12 protein-coding genes are annotated in these 15,816 nt (G+C 71.3%); 7 read left to right on the top strand and 5 right to left on the bottom strand.

Annotated elements, in window-relative coordinates; genetic code table 11:
* The first annotated feature begins 182 nt into the window (after window positions 1-182).
* The 7 genes from ACFY12_RS02975 to ACFY12_RS02945 all read left to right on the top strand — a co-directional run bounded on the left by ACFY12_RS02975 (window position 183) and on the right by ACFY12_RS02945 (window position 9,177).
* Window positions 183-1,187, top strand: a complete 1,005-nt coding sequence (locus tag ACFY12_RS02975) for an alpha/beta fold hydrolase (RefSeq protein ID WP_390713921.1) — start codon at window positions 183-185, stop codon at window positions 1,185-1,187.
* A 224-nt stretch (window positions 1,188-1,411) separates the two neighbouring features.
* Window positions 1,412-2,206 carry a GntR family transcriptional regulator gene (locus tag ACFY12_RS02970; RefSeq protein WP_390714354.1) on the top strand — a complete coding sequence of 265 codons (795 nt, stop codon included), beginning with the start codon at window positions 1,412-1,414 and terminating at the stop codon, window positions 2,204-2,206.
* A gap of 558 nt (window positions 2,207-2,764) precedes the next feature.
* Window positions 2,765-4,462, top strand: a complete 1,698-nt coding sequence (locus ACFY12_RS02965) for an APC family permease (protein WP_390713920.1) — start codon at window positions 2,765-2,767, stop codon at window positions 4,460-4,462.
* Between the two features lie 268 nt (window positions 4,463-4,730).
* Window positions 4,731-4,910 carry an SPOR domain-containing protein gene (locus ACFY12_RS02960; protein WP_390713919.1) on the top strand — a complete coding sequence of 60 codons (180 nt, stop codon included), beginning with the start codon at window positions 4,731-4,733 and terminating at the stop codon, window positions 4,908-4,910.
* 73 nt (window positions 4,911-4,983) lie between these two features.
* Complete coding sequence (locus ACFY12_RS02955; protein ID WP_390713918.1) at window positions 4,984-5,430, top strand: (deoxy)nucleoside triphosphate pyrophosphohydrolase; 447 nt, start codon at window positions 4,984-4,986, stop codon at window positions 5,428-5,430.
* A 415-nt stretch (window positions 5,431-5,845) separates the two neighbouring features.
* On the top strand, window positions 5,846-6,307 hold the full coding sequence (locus ACFY12_RS02950) for an ATP-binding protein (RefSeq protein WP_390713917.1): 462 nt from the start codon (window positions 5,846-5,848) through the stop codon (window positions 6,305-6,307).
* Between the two features lie 191 nt (window positions 6,308-6,498).
* Window positions 6,499-9,177, top strand: a complete 2,679-nt coding sequence (locus ACFY12_RS02945) for a SpoIIE family protein phosphatase (RefSeq protein WP_390714353.1) — start codon at window positions 6,499-6,501, stop codon at window positions 9,175-9,177.
* Window positions 9,178-9,431: 254 nt separating this feature from the next.
* On the opposite strand, the gene ACFY12_RS02940 is transcribed toward ACFY12_RS02945, so the two are convergent.
* The 5 genes from ACFY12_RS02940 to ACFY12_RS02920 all read right to left on the bottom strand — a co-directional run bounded on the left by ACFY12_RS02940 (window position 9,432) and on the right by ACFY12_RS02920 (window position 15,440).
* On the bottom strand, window positions 9,432-10,874 hold the full coding sequence (locus ACFY12_RS02940; protein ID WP_390713916.1) for an amidohydrolase family protein: 1,443 nt from the start codon (window positions 10,872-10,874) through the stop codon (window positions 9,432-9,434).
* A gap of 61 nt (window positions 10,875-10,935) precedes the next feature.
* Window positions 10,936-11,814, bottom strand: coding sequence for a succinate dehydrogenase/fumarate reductase iron-sulfur subunit (locus ACFY12_RS02935; RefSeq protein WP_390713915.1), 879 nt, complete (start codon window positions 11,812-11,814; stop codon window positions 10,936-10,938).
* Window positions 11,811-13,799 (bottom strand): fumarate reductase/succinate dehydrogenase flavoprotein subunit, encoded by a 1,989-nt coding sequence (locus ACFY12_RS02930; protein ID WP_390713914.1) that lies wholly within the window; start codon window positions 13,797-13,799, stop codon window positions 11,811-11,813. The genes ACFY12_RS02935 and ACFY12_RS02930 overlap by 4 nt, the downstream gene beginning before the upstream one ends.
* Window positions 13,800-13,897: 98 nt before the next feature.
* A complete protein-coding gene (locus ACFY12_RS02925) occupies window positions 13,898-14,725 on the bottom strand; it encodes a hypothetical protein (RefSeq protein ID WP_390713913.1) in 828 nt (275 codons plus the stop codon).
* Window positions 14,726-15,125: 400 nt separating this feature from the next.
* Window positions 15,126-15,440, bottom strand: coding sequence for a hypothetical protein (locus ACFY12_RS02920; protein ID WP_390714352.1), 315 nt, complete (start codon window positions 15,438-15,440; stop codon window positions 15,126-15,128).
* Window positions 15,441-15,816 lie beyond the last annotated feature (376 nt).

Below are 15,816 nucleotides of genomic sequence, written 5' to 3'. Positions count from 1 at the left end.
GTTCCCGCAGCGTCGCCCCGGCGACCTGGTCGCCCTGCGCGTGGGGCGGGATCCCTTGTGGCCTTGATCCATTATGGCTCGGATTCATGGGCCTTCGCATCGTCTTCTCGGGGGAAATCTGCGGGGTTTCGGGCGCCTAGCGTGGATGCATGACCGAGAGCGGTGTGAGGAGTGCGAGCAGGGTGAGCAGGGTGGATGAGCCGGGTAGGGCGGACCGGGTGGACCAGGCGGGGCGGGATGTGGTGTGTGTGGCCGGCGACGGGGTGGAGCTGGCGGTAAGGGATTACGGCGGGGCCGGGGCAGCGGTGGTGTTGCTGCACGGGGCGGGGCGGACGCTGGCGGACTGGGCGCGGGTGGCGCCGTTGCTGGCCGAGGGGCACCGGGTGCTGGCGATGGATCTGCGGGGGCACGGGCGGTCCGGGGACGGCACGGTGCCGTGGACGTTCGAGGTGGCCGTGGCGGACGTACGGGCCGTGCTGGCGGCGTGCGGGGTGCCGGAGGCCGTGGTGGTGGGGCATTCGCTGGGCGGGATGGTGGCCGCGCGGTGTCTGGAGCGGCTGGACGGTACGCCTGCCGCGGTGAACCTCGACGGGCACGGTATGGGGCGGCCGGAGCAGTACGTGGGGCTGGACGCCTCGTATGTGCGGGAACGGCTGGGGGAGGCACGGAAGTTCGCGGAGGAGGCGGGTGGACAGCCCTTCAGCGCCGAGGCGTTGGGCGGGGTACTCGGGTATCAGGTGTCGATGGGCGCGGAGTTGGGGGTTCCCGGGGAGTTGATGGAGGCCGGGGTGCGGCGGTCGCTGGGGGAGACGGCGGACGGGCGGCTGTTCCTGCGGCCGGGGCGGCGGCAGGCAGCGGAGCTGCAGGAGGCGATGGCGGGGATCGATCTGTTCGCGCTGTACCGGCGGGTGACGCGGCCATTGCTGATCGCACGGGCGCTGCGGCCCAATCCGCCGGTGCCGGGCGTGCCGCCGTGGGTCGATGAGCTGATGGCGGCGTATGTGGTGGGGCTCCGGCGGGATCTGGACGAGCTGGCGCGCAGCCGGCCGAATGTGAGCGTCGCGGGGGTGGACGGGACGCATGCGATGGTGCTGGAGCGCCCCGAGGAGGTCGCGGGGTTGGTGGCGGAATTCGTGCAATGCGCGCGGAGTACGGGGCGGAGGGGGAGGGCTGGGCGTGGGGCGTAGTGCGGTCCGTCGGTCGGCGGGTTCCAGTTGGGGGTGCGTCGAGCGTGACACGGTGGGAGTGGGGTGGCGCGTGGGGGCGGGATGGCACGCGGTATGGGCCTGGGTGCGGTTTGCGGGGGACTGAACTGGGATTCATCACATCAGGTGAATATCTGGCCCAAGGTTGCGGATGACCACGTGGAGTTGTCACGCTGTTGCTGACTGTCAAGCTGTTGGAGGGGCATGTGCCTTTCGGTGAGCAGCCCGCGTACCTCCGCGTCGCCGGCGACCTGCGCCAGAAGATCGTCGACGGGGTGCTGCCGCCGCACACCCGCCTTCCCTCCCAGGCCCGGATCCGTGAGGAGTACGGCGTCTCGGACACCGTCGCCCTGGAGGCGCGCAAGGTGCTGATGGCGGAAGGGCTGGTCGAGGGGCGGTCGGGTTCGGGTACGTACGTGCGCGAGCGGCCCGTGCCGCGCCGTATCGCCCGCGTCGGGTACCACTCGGTCGGCGGCTGTACGCCTTTCCGGCAGGAGCAGACGGACGAGCGGGTGCGCGGCACCTGGGAGTCCAGCAGTGAGCAGGAGCCGGCCAGTTCGGTGGTCGCGGCCCGGCTGCGCATTCCGCCGGGGGGCAGGGTGATGCGGACCCGCTATGTCTTCCGGGCGGAGGGCGAGCCGGCGATGCTGTCGACGTCCTGGGAGCCCCTGGACGTCACCGGGCGGACGCCCGTGATGCTGCCCGAGGAGGGGCCGCTGGCGGGGCGTGGGGTGGTCGAGCGGATGGCGGCCATCGATGTGGTGGTGGACAACGTCGTCGAGGAGGTCGGGGCGCGGCCCGCGCTGGCCGAGGAGGCGATGGCGCTGGGCGGGGTGCCGGGGCATGCGGTCCTGGTCATCTCGCGGACGTACTACGCGGGCGGCCGGCCGGTGGAGACGGCGGATGTCGTCACGCTCGCGGACCGCTATCGGGTGGCCTACCACCTGCCGGTGAAGCAGTGGGCGCCTGCGGGGAACGGGAAGGGGAACGGGCAGCAGTAGGCGCCCGTCGGCGGGGGCGTCTGCCCGAGGGGTAGCGGCCGGTCGAGGGCAGCGGTTGTGCGGTGGTCGGTCGGGGCTTGTCGGTGGGAGTTTGTCGGTCGGAGTTTGTTGGTTGGCGTTTCCTGCTGGCTCTGCCTGTGGTTCTGGCGGCTCTGCCTATGGTTTCTGCCGGCTCTGCCTGTCGTTCCATGCTCGTCCCTCGGCCCCATCTCCCTATCTCCCTCCTCGGCCCCTTCTCTCTCCTCGGCCTCCCGGTCGCCCTTCCCTTCCGCTTACCCTCGGTTACGCCCGGTTCCCTCCGTGTTTCCTCTGCTGCTCGCCTCGCTGAGTGGGCCCGTCCGGCGCCCCGTTAGCGATCCTTGACCGCTTTCGGCCTCAAGTTCAATGTCCGGTTTGCGGTGATATGCGAGCAAATGTTGGCCGGATCTTGGTGTTGGAAACCTCACAGACCCTCAGTTGGGCGGGAAATTTGGCCAGCTGCGGGCAGGTGATCTTCCGATTCGCTCTTACGATGGCGAAGTTTGTGCACGGCACGGGGGAAGACCAGGAGACCAGCACGTGAGCACGACGAAAAACCTGGGTGCGGAGCAGGGTTCGCATTCGAATTACCGTCGGTCCCTCGGGACCATCGCCCTGACCGCCACTGGTCTCGGGTCGATCATCGGGTCCGGCTGGCTCTTCGGAGCCGAGCGGGCCGCCGCCATCGCCGGCCCGGCCGCGATCCTCGCCTGGGTCATCGGGGCGGTCGTCGCCCTGACCATCGCCCTGACCTACACCGAGCTCGGCTCGATGTTCCCCAAGGCGGGCGGCATGGTCCGCTACGGTCAGTACTCGCATGGCTCGCTGGCCGGTTACCTGGCGGCGTGGGCCAACTGGATCGCCATCGTCTCGGTCATCCCCGGTGAGGCGACCGCCTCGGTCCAGTACATGAGCTCCTGGGACTTCGGCTGGGCCAAGGCGCTCTTCGACGGCAAGGAGCTCACCGGCTCCGGCGTCGCGGTGGCCAGCGTGCTGCTGATCTTCTACTTCTTCATGAACTGGTTCGCGGTGTCGCTGTTCGCGAAGACCAACACCGCGATCACCGTGTTCAAGGTCGTCGTGCCGATCCTCACCGCGGGCGCCCTGGTGTTCGCGCACTTCGACACCGGCAACATCGAGCGCGCGGGCGGCTTCGCCCCCAACGGCTGGAGCGCGATCTTCAGCTGTGTGGCGCTCTCCGGCATCGTCTGGGCCTACAACGGCTTCCAGTCGCCGCTCAACCTCGCCGGTGAGGCCCGTAACCCGGGCCGGTCGCTGCCGAAGGCCGTCGCGTTCTCGATCATCATCGCGCTGGTCATCTACCTCGCGCTGCAGGTCGCCTTCCTCTTCGCCGTCCCCGCCGCCGACCTGAGCGGGGGCTGGGGCGGGCTCAACTACCACTCCCCGCTCGCCGAGCTGGGCCTGGCCTGGGGCCTGAACTGGCTGGCGCTGCTGCTGTACGCGGACGCCTTCGTCTCCCCGTCCGGCACCGGCATGATCTACGCGGCCACCACCTCGCGCATGATCCAGGGCGTCCAGGAGAACGGCCACCTGCCGGGCGTCTTCGGCAAGGTGGACCGCAAGACCGGTATCCCGCGCCCCGCCCTGGTGCTCAACCTCGGCGTCGCCTTCCTGTTCCTGGCGGTCTTCCGCGGCTGGGGCTCGCTCGCCGAGGTCGTCTCGGTCGCGACCGTCATCTCCTACATCACCGGACCGGTCGCCGTGATGGGCCTGCGGCGCATGTCGCCCCATATGAAGCGGCCGGTGAAGCTGCGCGCCATGCCTGTCATCGCGCCGATCGCGATGATCTTCGGCTCGCTGGTCCTGTACTGGGGCAGGTGGCCGCTCACCGGCAAGGTCATCTTCATCATGGCCGTCGGTCTGCCGGTCTGGGCGTGGTACGAGATCGTCCGGCCGCTGAAGCAGGGCCGCAGCCCGTGGCGGGAGCTGATGCCGCACCTGAAGGCGGGCGCCTGGATGGTGGTCTACCTGGTGGTGATGGCGTGCGTCTCCTACCTGGGCGGTAAGGAGTTCGGCGGCAAGGGCTATCTGCCGGAGGGCATCGACCTCGCGGTGGTCGTGGCGATCGCGCTCGCCTTCTACTACTGGGGCGTGCGCAGCGCCTGGCGCAACCCGACGCTTGTCCAGGTCGAGGCCGAGATCCAGGCGGCGGACGAGGCCCGTGGGACGGACGGGTCCGGGGAGACCGAAGGGGCCAAGGCGCCCGCAGGGGCCTGAGCCGGCCCGGCGTCGCCGCACGTCATTCAGTACGTCATGCGGCACGCCATTCCGTACGTATGCCCGAGCCCATCGGGCGCAACCGGCCACTCGCAGGCCGATTCCGGTTCGCCGGGGTCCGCGGGTGGCCGGTTCGGTATCTCTTTGTGTAATTCCATATCCGGTGCGTAAAGGTCGGGCGTACGCTCGGGCATATGCGGATTGCGATTTCGGCATCAGCGGACGAGGGGCGCGTGACAGCGCGCCGCACGGCGGACGGAGGGGCGCAATGACCGACGGTGGAGCGGTGCTCCCCTGGGTCGTCATCCGCCAGGACGAAGGCGGCAACCGGTATCGCGTCGGCCGCTATGCCACCCGAGTGGAGGCGGAGAAGGTGGCCGACCGGCTCGACACCCGCGGCAGCCGGCAGCTCTACGTGGTCGAGAAGGTCGACCGCGCGACGACCTGAGAGCGGGCGAGAGGCGCCCTGAGGGGCGGCGGGCGAGAAGCGGGACGAGAGCGGGGGACGTAGGCTGCCGCGCATGACGACCGTGCGCGTAGTGGTCGGCGCGGCGGTGTGTGACGGCGGGCGGCTGCTGGCCGCCCGGCGCAGCGCACCGCCCGCGCTGGCCGGCCGCTGGGAGCTGCCCGGCGGCAAGGTGGAGGACGACGAGACGCCGGAACAGGCGCTGGCGCGCGAGCTGCGCGAGGAGCTGGGCGTCGAGGCGGCGGTGGCGGAGCGGATTCCGGGCGAGTGGGTGCTGCGCCCCGGCTATGTGCTGCGGGTGTGGACCGCCCGGCTGGTGTCCGGGACGCCGCGGCCTCTGCAGGACCACGACCAGCTGCGCTGGCTGCTGCCCGGCGAGGAGGATCAGGTCGACTGGCTGGACCAGGACCGCCCGGCGGTCGCCGAGGCGATGCGCCGACTGGTCGCGGCTGCCGGGGCGCCGGGGACGCCGGGGACGCCGGGCGTCGTGCCGCAGCGGTAGGCCCTGGCGGCCGTGGCGGCCGTGGCGGCCGTGGCGCCTTGAGGCCCGTGTGCCGCCGTGCCCCTCCGTGGGACGGCGTGCGGGCGGCTGTGCGCGGCCGCGCCTGGGCCCCGTGCGCCCGCGCGTGCCCTTGCCCGTGCACCGTGCCCCTCCGGCGCACGCTTCTCCGGCGCGTACGGAGGTCCGTCCTCCTCGTATCCCTGGCCCGCCTTCCCTGTATGGGCCATTTGCACCGCAGTACCGGGTCCCCCATGAACCATTTGCGCCGCAGCGCTCTGTTTATGCCACTTGTGCTGTTTGTGCCGCGATGCTCCGCTCTGCGCGGTACTTCAGGTCGGATATCGGGTATGTCCAGATTGCAGTCGTTTGATGCGGGCAACGCGGGCAATCCGTCAGAGACGCCTCGGGCTGGGATGTGATCGGCGTGAGCGACAGCGCAGCGGCAGGGGTCCCGCAGACCGGCTCCCGTACCGTCCGCAGGCGCGGCATGGCCACCGGTTCCCCCATCGCCGAATGGAGCTTTCCGGCCGATCCCGGCGCGGTACGCACCGCCCGCACCGCGGTCCGCCGCGTCCTGGACGACTGGGGGCTGAACGGCGCCGCCGATGTGGCCGTCCTCCTGGTCAGCGAGCTCGTCACCAACTCCCTGCGCTACGCCAGCGGTCCGATCGGCGTCCGCATGGTCCTGCTGGGCTCCGGTGGGCTGCTCGTCGAGGTCTCCGATCCGCTGCCCGACCCGCCGCAGGAGCGCACCGCCGCCCCCGACGACGAGGGGGGCCGCGGGTTGCAGCTGGTCGCGGGCGTTTCACGGCGCTGGGGGACTCGGTATGGAAAGACCGGTAAGACAGTGTGGTTCGAGCTGTCCGTGGCTGGTTAGCCGGGTCGGTGGCTGGTTAGGAGACAGGTGGAGTCCTGATCGTTGCCATTCCACCGACATTCCGTCGATGGCCTGCGATCGAGACTGTGCTGTGATCGTGAAGACCGTGTTCCGGACAGTCCGGGTGCTGGATACTCAGGCTGGTCCGGTCCGGGCACGATGAGCTGGAGGGGACGGGGCTCGTGAGCAAGATGTCATCCGGCGGGGCGGAACCCGCGCAGGCCGATGGTCAGGGCGGTGCGGACGGCCCCGGTGACCCGAGTGGCCGTCCGCGGGCAGGCGGCCCGCAGGGTCCGCCCGTATGGCAGAGCAGCCGGCCCGGTTCGATCTACGACTACATCCGGGTGGCCTCCTTCTCCCTGGGCCCCGACGGGCGGATCGACCAGTGGAGCGAGCGAGCCGAGCAGATGCTCGGCATCCCCGCCCGTGGCGCCCTCGGCAAGGACCCCATCGAGGCCTTCGTCCCCAGCGAGTTGCGCGAGACCGGACACCGCAAGGTTTCCGAGATCCTCGACGGCCGTGAATGGACCGGCCTGGTGCCCTACCGCAGGATGGAAGGCGCCACCGCCGACGGCCTCGCCGAGATCTATGTGATGCCCTCGCGCGGCGAGGACGGTGAGCGCGCCGCGGTCTGCGTCGTCGTCGACGTCCGGGCGCTGCGCGGCATCGAGACCGACCTCGCCGCCTCGCAGGCCGTTTTCGGCCAATCTCCCATGGGCTTCACCCTGTTCGGTACGGACCTGAGGCTGCTGCGGGTCAACGAACGCTTCGCCACCGTCTTCGGCGGTCCCGCGAGCAAGTACCGCGGCCGCACCCCACACGACTTCCTGCCGCGCCCCGAGGCCGAGCGGATGACCGCCGCCCTCGCCCGCGTACTGGAAACCGGCGAACCGGTCACCGAGCTGCAGCTGGTCGGCGGGGTGCCCGGCGAGGAGGAGCGCCGCCGCTGGTCGGTGTCGCTCTACCGGCTGCACGGCGCCAGCGGCCGCCCCATCGGCGTCGCCGCCCTCGCCGCCGACATCACCGGCCGGCGCCGGGCCGAACGCGAGGCCGCCAACGCCCGCCGCAACCTCGCCCTGCTCAACGAGGCCGGCGCCCGGATAGGCAACTCCCTCGACCTGGAGACCACCGCCCGCACCCTCCTGGACGTCGCCGTACCGCAGTTCTGCGACCTGGCGTCGGTGGACCTCTACCAAGGCCTGCTCGCCGGCGACGAGACCCCGCCCGGCATGAGCGACGGCAGCGCCGAACTGCGCCGGGTCGCCTTCGCCAGCGCCGTCTCCGACGCCCCGCTCGCCGGCACCGCCTGCTGCGTCACCGCGGACGGGCCGGGCCCGGTCGAGGTCGGCGCCGTCCACCGCTACCCCTTCAACTCCCCCTGCGCGGGCGCCCTGCGCACCGCCCGGGCCCAGATCATCCCCGGCCGGGAGAGCGACGAGGGACCGGAGCTGGGCGTCGCCGTGGTGCACTCCACCCTCGCCGTCCCCATGGTCGCCCGGGACACCGTCGTCGGACTGGTGCAGTTCTCCCGTACGAAGGGCAGCGAGCCGTTCGGCGAACGAGACACCGCCCTCGCCGTCGAACTGGCCGCCCGGGCCGCGGTCTGCATCGACAACGCCCGCCTCTACCGCCGCGAGCACGAACGCGCCCTGATCCTCCAGCGCAGCCTGCTGCCGCCCGGCGACCCCGAAGCGGCCGGCCTCGACATCGCCTGCCGCTATCTGCCCGGCACCACCGCCACCGAGGTCGGCGGCGACTGGTTCGACGTCATCGAACTGCCCGGCCACCGCACCGCGCTGGTCGTCGGCGACGTCATGGGCCGCGGCCTGCGCGCCGCCGTGGCGATGGGCGAACTGCGCACCGCGGTACGGACCTTGGCGCTGCTCGACCTGGAGCCCGCCGAGGTGCTCTCGGCGCTGGACGAGATCGCCCGCGGGCTCGGCGGCACCGGCGGCGGACGGACCGCCGCCCGCGGCCCGTCCGGACCCGCCCGGGGCGCACTGGAACCCGGCGCCGCCGCCCGCACCGCCGGAACCGCCGACCTCTCCGAGGTCTACCTGGCCACCTGCGTCTACGCCGTGTACGACCCGGTCACCCGGCGCGCCACCTTCGCCAACGCCGGGCACCTGCCGCCGGTGCTGGTCCAGGAGGGCGAGGAAGCGCGGCTGCTCGACGTACCACCGGGGATGCCGCTGGGCGTCGGCGGCGAGCCGTTCGAGGAGACCGAGGTCGAGCTGCCGGACGGGGCGCTGCTCGCGCTGTACACCGACGGCCTGGTCGAGTCCCGGCACCACCCCCTCGACGAGGGGCTGGACGCCTTCCGGGCCGCCCTGACGGACGCCGACCGCCCGTTGGAGGACGCCTGCGACCACGTCCTGACCGCCCTGCACACCTCGCACGGCGAGGACGACATCGCACTGCTGATGGCGCGGGTGCACGGGGTGCCCAAGGACGCGGTCGGCGACTGGAACCTGGCGCCGGAGGCCCGTTCGGTGGCCCGGGCCCGTGAACTGGCCCGCGAGCAGCTCACGGACTGGGGCCTGCAAGACCTGGTAGACACCACGGAGCTGCTGGTCAGCGAGCTGGTCACCAATGCGCTACGGCACGGCCACGGCGATATCCGGCTACGGCTGCTGCTGGACCGCACCCTGGTCTGCGAGGTCTGGGACGCCGACCTCGCCCAGCCGCGCCGCCGCCGCGCCCGCGACACCGACGAGGGCGGCCGCGGGCTCCAGCTGGTTGGCCTGCTGAGCCAGGGCTGGGGCAGCCGCCGCACCCCGCGCGGCAAGACCGTCTGGTTCGAACTCGCCCTGCCGGACGGGGAGTCGGGGGCGTCGGACCCGGCGGAGGCGTTGCTGAGCCTGTTCTGACGGGTCTGACGGGTCTGACGGGCCGGCTGTCCACAGGGGGCGCGGGCCATGGGCGGGTGCCCCTACCCTGGATGAAAGGGGGCCCATCGAACCCTTAGGGGACTTCCCTTAGGGGACTTTCCGTACGGGGTTTCCCTTGGGGCGCCTTCCGTACGGGCTTCCGTACGGGGCTTCCCTTAGGCGCCTTCCGTACGGGACCGACCGCCCGCCCCCTCACCTCGCCGCCCGCCCCCACCTCGCCGCCCGGCCCCCCCTCACACCGCCGCCCGGAGCCGCGCCGCCGCCCGTTCCGCCTCGTGGATCACCCGCTCGACGTCCACATGGGGCAGTTCGCCGCCGGACTTCAGCGGACGGCCGTCGACGAAGACATCGGTGACGTTCGGCGGCTGGCCGTTGAGGACGATCTGGCTGGTCCAGTCGAAGCGCGGGGCGAAATTGAGCGTGCCGGGATCCAGGACGACGACATCGGCGCGCTTGCCCGGGGTGAGCGAGCCGATCCGGTCCGCCATGCCCAGACACTCCGCGCCGCCCAGCGTCGCCATCCGCAGCACCGCCGGGATCGTCGGATGGACCGAGGCGTCCTCGTGACGGGCCCGCTGCAGCCCGACCGCCGCCTTCATCAGCGCGAACATGTCCGAGGTGTCGTTGGTCCCGCCGTCCTGCCCGAGCCCGGCCCGTACGCCGTGCCGGTGCAGCGCGGGCAGCGGTGCGATGCCCGAGCCCAGCCGCATATTGCTCAGCGGGCAGTACGCCACCCGCACGTCGTGCGCGCCGGTCAGCGCGACCTCCTCGGCGGTGAGGTGCACCGCGTGGTTCATCAGCAGCCCCGGCCCGAAGGCGCCGGCCCACCGCAGCGCACGGACCGGCTGGTCGGCACGGTCCGCGCGGCGTTCGAGGACATGGCAGTTGAGCATCACGCCCAGCTCGCGGGCGAGCTCCCGGCACTGCCGGAGCTCGGCACGGTCGGGCCAGGCGGCCCGCGACGCCACCTGCGCCGAGGCCAGCGGCAGCGGATCCAGGAACTCCGCCGCGGCCTTGCGGACGAGCGGGAGGCCGGAGGCCGGCTGGTAGGCCGCGTAGACGAACCGCGGTCCGGCGTCGGCGAGTGCCCGGACATAGCGCTCGGTGGTGCCGTACGGGATCGGGTGCACCCAGTCGACGACGGTGGTGACGCCTGTCCGGACGACGTCGAGCGCGGCCAGCAGCACCAGGCGGTACATGTCCTGGGCGTCGATCCTCGGCAGCGCGGGCCGGTTGCAGCCGGACAGCCAGCCGGCCAGGTCCCGGTCCGCGCAGCCGCCGCGGATACCGGCCTGCCAGAGGTGGTTGTGCAGGTCCACGAAGCCCGGCAGGACGAGCTTGCCGCGGACGTCGACGACCCGGGCGCCGGGCGGCGCGCCGAGGCGCCGGCCGACGGCGTCGATCCGGCCGTCGCGCAGCAGCACGTCGACGCCGTTCTCCAGCGTGCCCAGGGGGCCCTCGCCGACGGCCGGGTCCATGGTCAGCACCAGCTCCGCGCCGCGCAGCAGGGTGGCGGTGCGGTCGCCGGCCGGGGCTCCGTCCCGGCCCCGACGGGCGGCCGGCTCCCGGCCCGCCGGGGAGACGGGCTCGGGCATCCCGGCCGCCGCGGCCAGCGGGAGGCCGCCGATCCCCGCCAGCACCGCGCGCCGCGTCAGCTCAGGCTTCGGGGGAGGCATCCCCTCCGAGGTAGGCATCCCCTCCGAGGGAGGCATGCCCTCCGAGGTAGGCATGTCCGCCTCACTCCGTACGGCGCCGGATCTTGTTCCCGAGCCACACCAGTGGGTCGTACTTCCGGTCCGCGGCACGCTCCTTCAGCGGGATCAGCGCATTGTCGGTGATCTTGATGTGCTCGGGGCAGACCTCCGTACAGCACTTGGTGATGTTGCAGTAGCCCAGCCCGTGCTCGTCCTGCGCGGTGGTCTTCCGATCGAGCCCGGAAGCCGGCGCCGCGTCCAGCGGATGCATGTCCAGCTCGGCGATCCGCATCAGGAACCGCGGACCGGCGAACGCCGTCTTGTTCTCCTCGTGGTCCCGCACCACATGGCAGGTGTCCTGGCACAGGAAGCACTCGATGCACTTGCGGAACTCCTGTGAGCGGCCCACGTCCTCCTGCCGCATCCGGTACTCACCGGGCGCCAGCTCCGCGGGCGGGACGAACGACGGGATCTCCCGCGCCTTGGTGTAGTTGAACGACACATCGGTGACCAGGTCGCGGACGACGGGGAACGCCCGCATCGGGGTGACCGTGATCGTCTCCGTACGGTCGAACACCGACATCCGGGTCATACACATCAGCCGCGGCCGCCCGTTGATCTCCGCACTGCACGAACCGCACTTGCCCGCCTTGCAGTTCCAGCGCACCGCGAGATCGGGTGCCTGGGTCGCCTGCAGACGGTGGATGATGTCCAGCACCACCTCGCCCTCGTGCACTTCGACCGTGAAGTCCGCGAGGCCCCCGGAGCCCGCGTCGCCCCGCCACACCCGGAAGCGGGCCGGATACGCCCCGGACGCCCCGGACCGCTCGCCCTGCCCGTCGCCCTGCCCGTCTCCTTGCCCGTCTCCCTGGCCGTCGCGCCGCCGCTCGTCCGCGCCCTGCGCCGTCTGTGCCTCGCTCACCGGCTCAGCTCCTCGTCCGTCAGATACTTCGCCAGTTCGTCCTTCTCGAACAGCTCCAGCAGATCGGGCCGGATCGGCGGGGACTCGCGGCGGGACAGCCGGATCTGGCCCAGCGACGGGTCCGCGGCCCGGGAGTCGCCCTGCGGATCGGCGAGCCGGCACACCAGGTTGATGTTGCGCCAGCCGCGGTCCATCGCCGGATGGTCGTCGCGGGTGTGCCCGCCCCGGCTCTCCTCCCGCTCCAGCGCCGCCCGCGCCACACACTCGCTGACCAGCAGCATGTTCCGCAGGTCCAGGGCGAGGTGCCAGCCGGGGTTGTACTGGCGGTGCCCCTCGACGGTGGCCCGCCGGGCCCGTACCCGCAGGTCCGCCAGGCGTTTGAGGGCCTCGTACATCTCGCTCTCCCGGCGGATGATGCCGACCAGGTCGTTCATCGACTGCTGGAGCTCCTGATGGAGGGTGTATGGGTTCTCGGCCGGGGCCGGGCCGCCGACCGCGCCGCCCTCTGCCCCTTCCGCCGCTTCAGCTGCTTCCGTCCCGTCCGCCGCTTCGGTCACCTCGGCGCTGAACGGGCGCAACGCCTCCGCCTCCGCGGCGTCGATCTGCCGCGGATCGGCGGCCGGCCGGTCGGCCAGCCCCGCCGCGTACTCGGCCGCGTGCAGGCCCGCCCGGCGGCCGAAGACCAGCAGGTCGGAGAGGGAGTTGCCGCCCAGACGGTTGGAGCCGTGCATTCCGCCGGCCACCTCGCCGGCCGCGAACAGGCCCGGTACGCCGGTCGCCGCCGCGGTGTCCGGGTCCACATCCACCCCGCCCATCACGTAATGGCAGGTCGGGCCGACCTCCATCGGCTCGGCGGTGATGTCCACATCCGCCAGCTCCTTGAACTGGTGGTGCATGGACGGCAGCTTCCGCTGGATGACCTCGGCGGGCAGCCGGGTCGACACGTCCAGGAACACCCCGCCGTGCGGGGAGCCGCGGCCCGCCTTGACCTCGGCGTTGATGGCGCGGGCGACCTCGTCGCGGGGCAGCAGCTCGGGCGGGCGCCGGTTGTGCTCCGGATCCTCGTACCAGCGGTCGCCCTCCTCCTCGGTCTCCGCGTACTTCTCCTTGAAGACGTCCGGGATGTAGTCGAACATGAAGCGCCGGCCGTCGCTGTTGCGCAGCACCCCGCCATCGCCGCGCACGGATTCGGTGACGAGGATGCCCTTCACCGACGGCGGCCAGACCATCCCGGTGGGGTGGAACTGCACGAACTCCATGTTGATCAGCGACGCCCCGGCCAGCAGCGCCAGCGCGTGCCCGTCGCCGGTGTACTCCCAGGAGTTCGAGGTCACCTTGAAGGACTTGCCGATACCGCCGGTGGCCAGCACCACCGCCGGTGCCTCCAGCACGAAGAACCGGCCCGACTCCCGCTCGTAGCAGAAGACGCCGGAGACCCGGCCGTCCGTGGTGAGGACGCGGGTGACGGTGCACTCCTGGAAGACCTTCAGCCGGGCGTCGTACGCGCCGGACTGCCGCTCGTCCTCCTGCTGGAGGGAGACCGTCCGCTGCTGGAGGGTGCGGATCAGCTCCAGCCCCGTACGGTCCCCGACGTGCGCCAGCCGCGGGTACTCGTGGCCGCCGAAGTTGCGCTGCGAGATCCGGCCGTCCGGTGTGCGGTCGAAGAGCGCACCCCAGGTCTCCAACTCCCATACCCGGTCCGGTGCTTCACGGGCGTGCAGCTCCGCCATCCGCCACTGGTTGAGGAACTTTCCGCCGCGCATGGTGTCCCGGAAGTGGACCTGCCAGTTGTCGTTCTCGTTGACATTGCCCATGCTTGCCGCGATACCGCCCTCGGCCATCACCGTATGGGCCTTGCCGAACAGGGACTTGCAGATCACGGCCGTCCGCATACCGGCCTCGCGGGCCTCGATGGCGGCGCGCAGCCCCGCGCCGCCCGCGCCCACCACGACCACGTCCCATGCCTGCCGGTCCACATGCGCCATCGGAGGGCACACCTTTCCTCGAAGTCGTCGTCGCTGTGCTGTTGTTGTCGGTGCGTCGTTGTCGGTGTGTGTCGTTGTCGGTGTGTTGTCGTCGGTGGTCAGAAGAAGCGGGGGTCGTCGAAGGCCCCGGTGGCCAGCAGGAAGACGTAGAAGTCCGCCAGTGCCACGCTGATCAGTGAGGACCAGGCGAGCAGCATGTGCCGCTCGTTGAGCTTGCCGACCCAGCCCCACAGCCGGTAGCGCACCGGGTGCTTCGAGAAGTGCCGCAGTCGGCCGCCGACGATGTGCCGGCAGGAGTGGCAGGAGAGGGTGTACGTCCAGATCAGCACGATGTTGACGAGGAACACCAGGCTTCCCAGGCCCATATGGCCCCACTGGTAGTGCTCGTCGCGGAAGGTGAGCGCGGTGTCGAAGGTGAGCACACCGGCGACCAGCACCGCGAAGTAGAAGAAGTAGCGGTGGATGTTCTGCAGGATCAGCGGGAAGCGGGTCTCACCGGTGTACTTCTTGTGCGGCTCGGCGACCGCGCAGGCCGGCGGCGAGGCCCAGAAGCCCCGGTAGTAGGCCTTGCGGTAGTAGTAGCAGGTCAGCCGGAAGCCCAGCGGGAAGATCAGGATCAGCAGGGCGGGGGACAGGCCCCACCAGCTCCCGAAGATCTCCCAGTTGGGCCCGCCCCGCATCGTCTCGCAGTTCTGCGCCAGGCACGGCGAGTAGAACGGCGAGACGTACGGGGCGTCGTAGTAGTCGGCGTTCGCGAACGCCCGCCAGGTCGAATAGACGACGAACGCGAGCAGCCCGGCGGCGGTGCCGGCCGGCGCCAGCCACCAGCGGTCGGTCCGCAGGTGGCGGGCGGGAATGGCGGCGCGCGAGGCGGTGTGCACACCGGTCGCGGTCGGCTGCGGTGAGGGTTCGATGCCAGTGGCCAACGTCGGTCTCCGTGAAAGGCACGCTCCGAACGGAATGCTCCGTCAAGTACGTCGCATACTCGGGTACTCGGGTACTCGGGTACTCGGGTACTCGGGTACTCGGGTACTCGGGCACGTACGTCGCCTACGCGGTCACGTAGGCGACACACTCCGCCGAGTACGACGACGACTCCGGCGGACACTCCGTCGGGGCGGCTGCTCGATGCGGCAACGGGGTAGGGGTCTGAGTGGGGCGAGGGCATCCCCTAGGGAACATCCCCCAGGGATCCCCCCGAAGGCCAGGGGATCTCCCCCAGAGGCCGGGTGAATTCCCCCGGAGGAATAGAGGATTCCGTCAAGGGAACACAGGATTCCCCCGAAGGGACACAGGATTCCCCCGAGGGGCCGGGGACGAAGTCCCCTAGGGCGCATGGCCGTTACGGGAGCCGAGCCCCTCGTCATCGGCGTCCGTCCAGAGCTTCGCGTCGTACGGGGCGTCGGGGATCTGCACCACCTCCGGCACCTCCGGCGTCTGCGCGCCCAGACGACCGCCCGGCGGCCCGGCGGCGGCGCTCTGTCTCAGCAGGGCGACGCTCTCGCGCAGATGGTCCGTGTCGGTGCGCACCCGGCGGATGTCCAGGCCGCGCGTGCCGAGCCGGGTCTCCAGCCTGCCCACCGACCGGACCAGGTCGTCCAGGTTGCGTTCCACCGCGGTCAGTTCGTCCTGAAGGGACATGTCACGTGCCCTCACTTTTGAAGTGTGGTGGGCGATCTCATGCGCCCGAGAGTGTCGCGCGTCACAGTAGGCCTTGGGAAGGGGGCAGGCGCGATTACGACTCGAACCGGTGCGTTCCGGCAACCGCCCGCAACGGCGCGGATCGAACGACGGTACGGGCCGGAGCGGATGTACGTGCGTATGCGGACCCGCCGAGCGGCCCCGGGAGACGGTCCTGGGAGGCGGCGGACAGGGCCAGGCGGGTGACCTTGGCAGCCCCTCCGACGTGTCGGGCCGCCGGGCGCTGGGCGGTCGCCTTCAGTAGGGGCCCATAGATGTGATGAGCCGCAAAGTCGGCCGAACGTGGAAAGTCGGCCGAACGTGTGGTGGGCCGGGG

Source organism: Streptomyces sp. NPDC001339, from assembly GCF_042895955.1.
GTDB lineage: Bacteria > Actinomycetota > Actinomycetes > Streptomycetales > Streptomycetaceae > Streptomyces.
This window is presented reverse-complemented; position numbering and strand designations above follow the sequence as displayed.

Bases quoted from the DNA above. Each gene is read 5' to 3' on its own strand.
- ACFY12_RS02945 (WP_390714353.1), top strand. From the start codon at position 6,499: ATGTCATCCGGCGGGGCGGAACCCGCGCAGGCCGATGGTCAGGGCGGT.
- ACFY12_RS02960 (WP_390713919.1), top strand. From the start codon at position 4,731: ATGACCGACGGTGGAGCGGTGCTCCCCTGGGTCGTCATCCGCCAGGAC.
- ACFY12_RS02940 (WP_390713916.1), bottom strand. From the start codon at position 10,874: ATGCCTCCCCCGAAGCCTGAGCTGACGCGGCGCGCGGTGCTGGCGGGG.
- ACFY12_RS02930 (WP_390713914.1), bottom strand. From the start codon at position 13,799: ATGGCGCATGTGGACCGGCAGGCATGGGACGTGGTCGTGGTGGGCGCG.
- ACFY12_RS02955 (WP_390713918.1), top strand. From the start codon at position 4,984: ATGACGACCGTGCGCGTAGTGGTCGGCGCGGCGGTGTGTGACGGCGGG.
- ACFY12_RS02920 (WP_390714352.1), bottom strand. From the start codon at position 15,440: ATGTCCCTTCAGGACGAACTGACCGCGGTGGAACGCAACCTGGACGAC.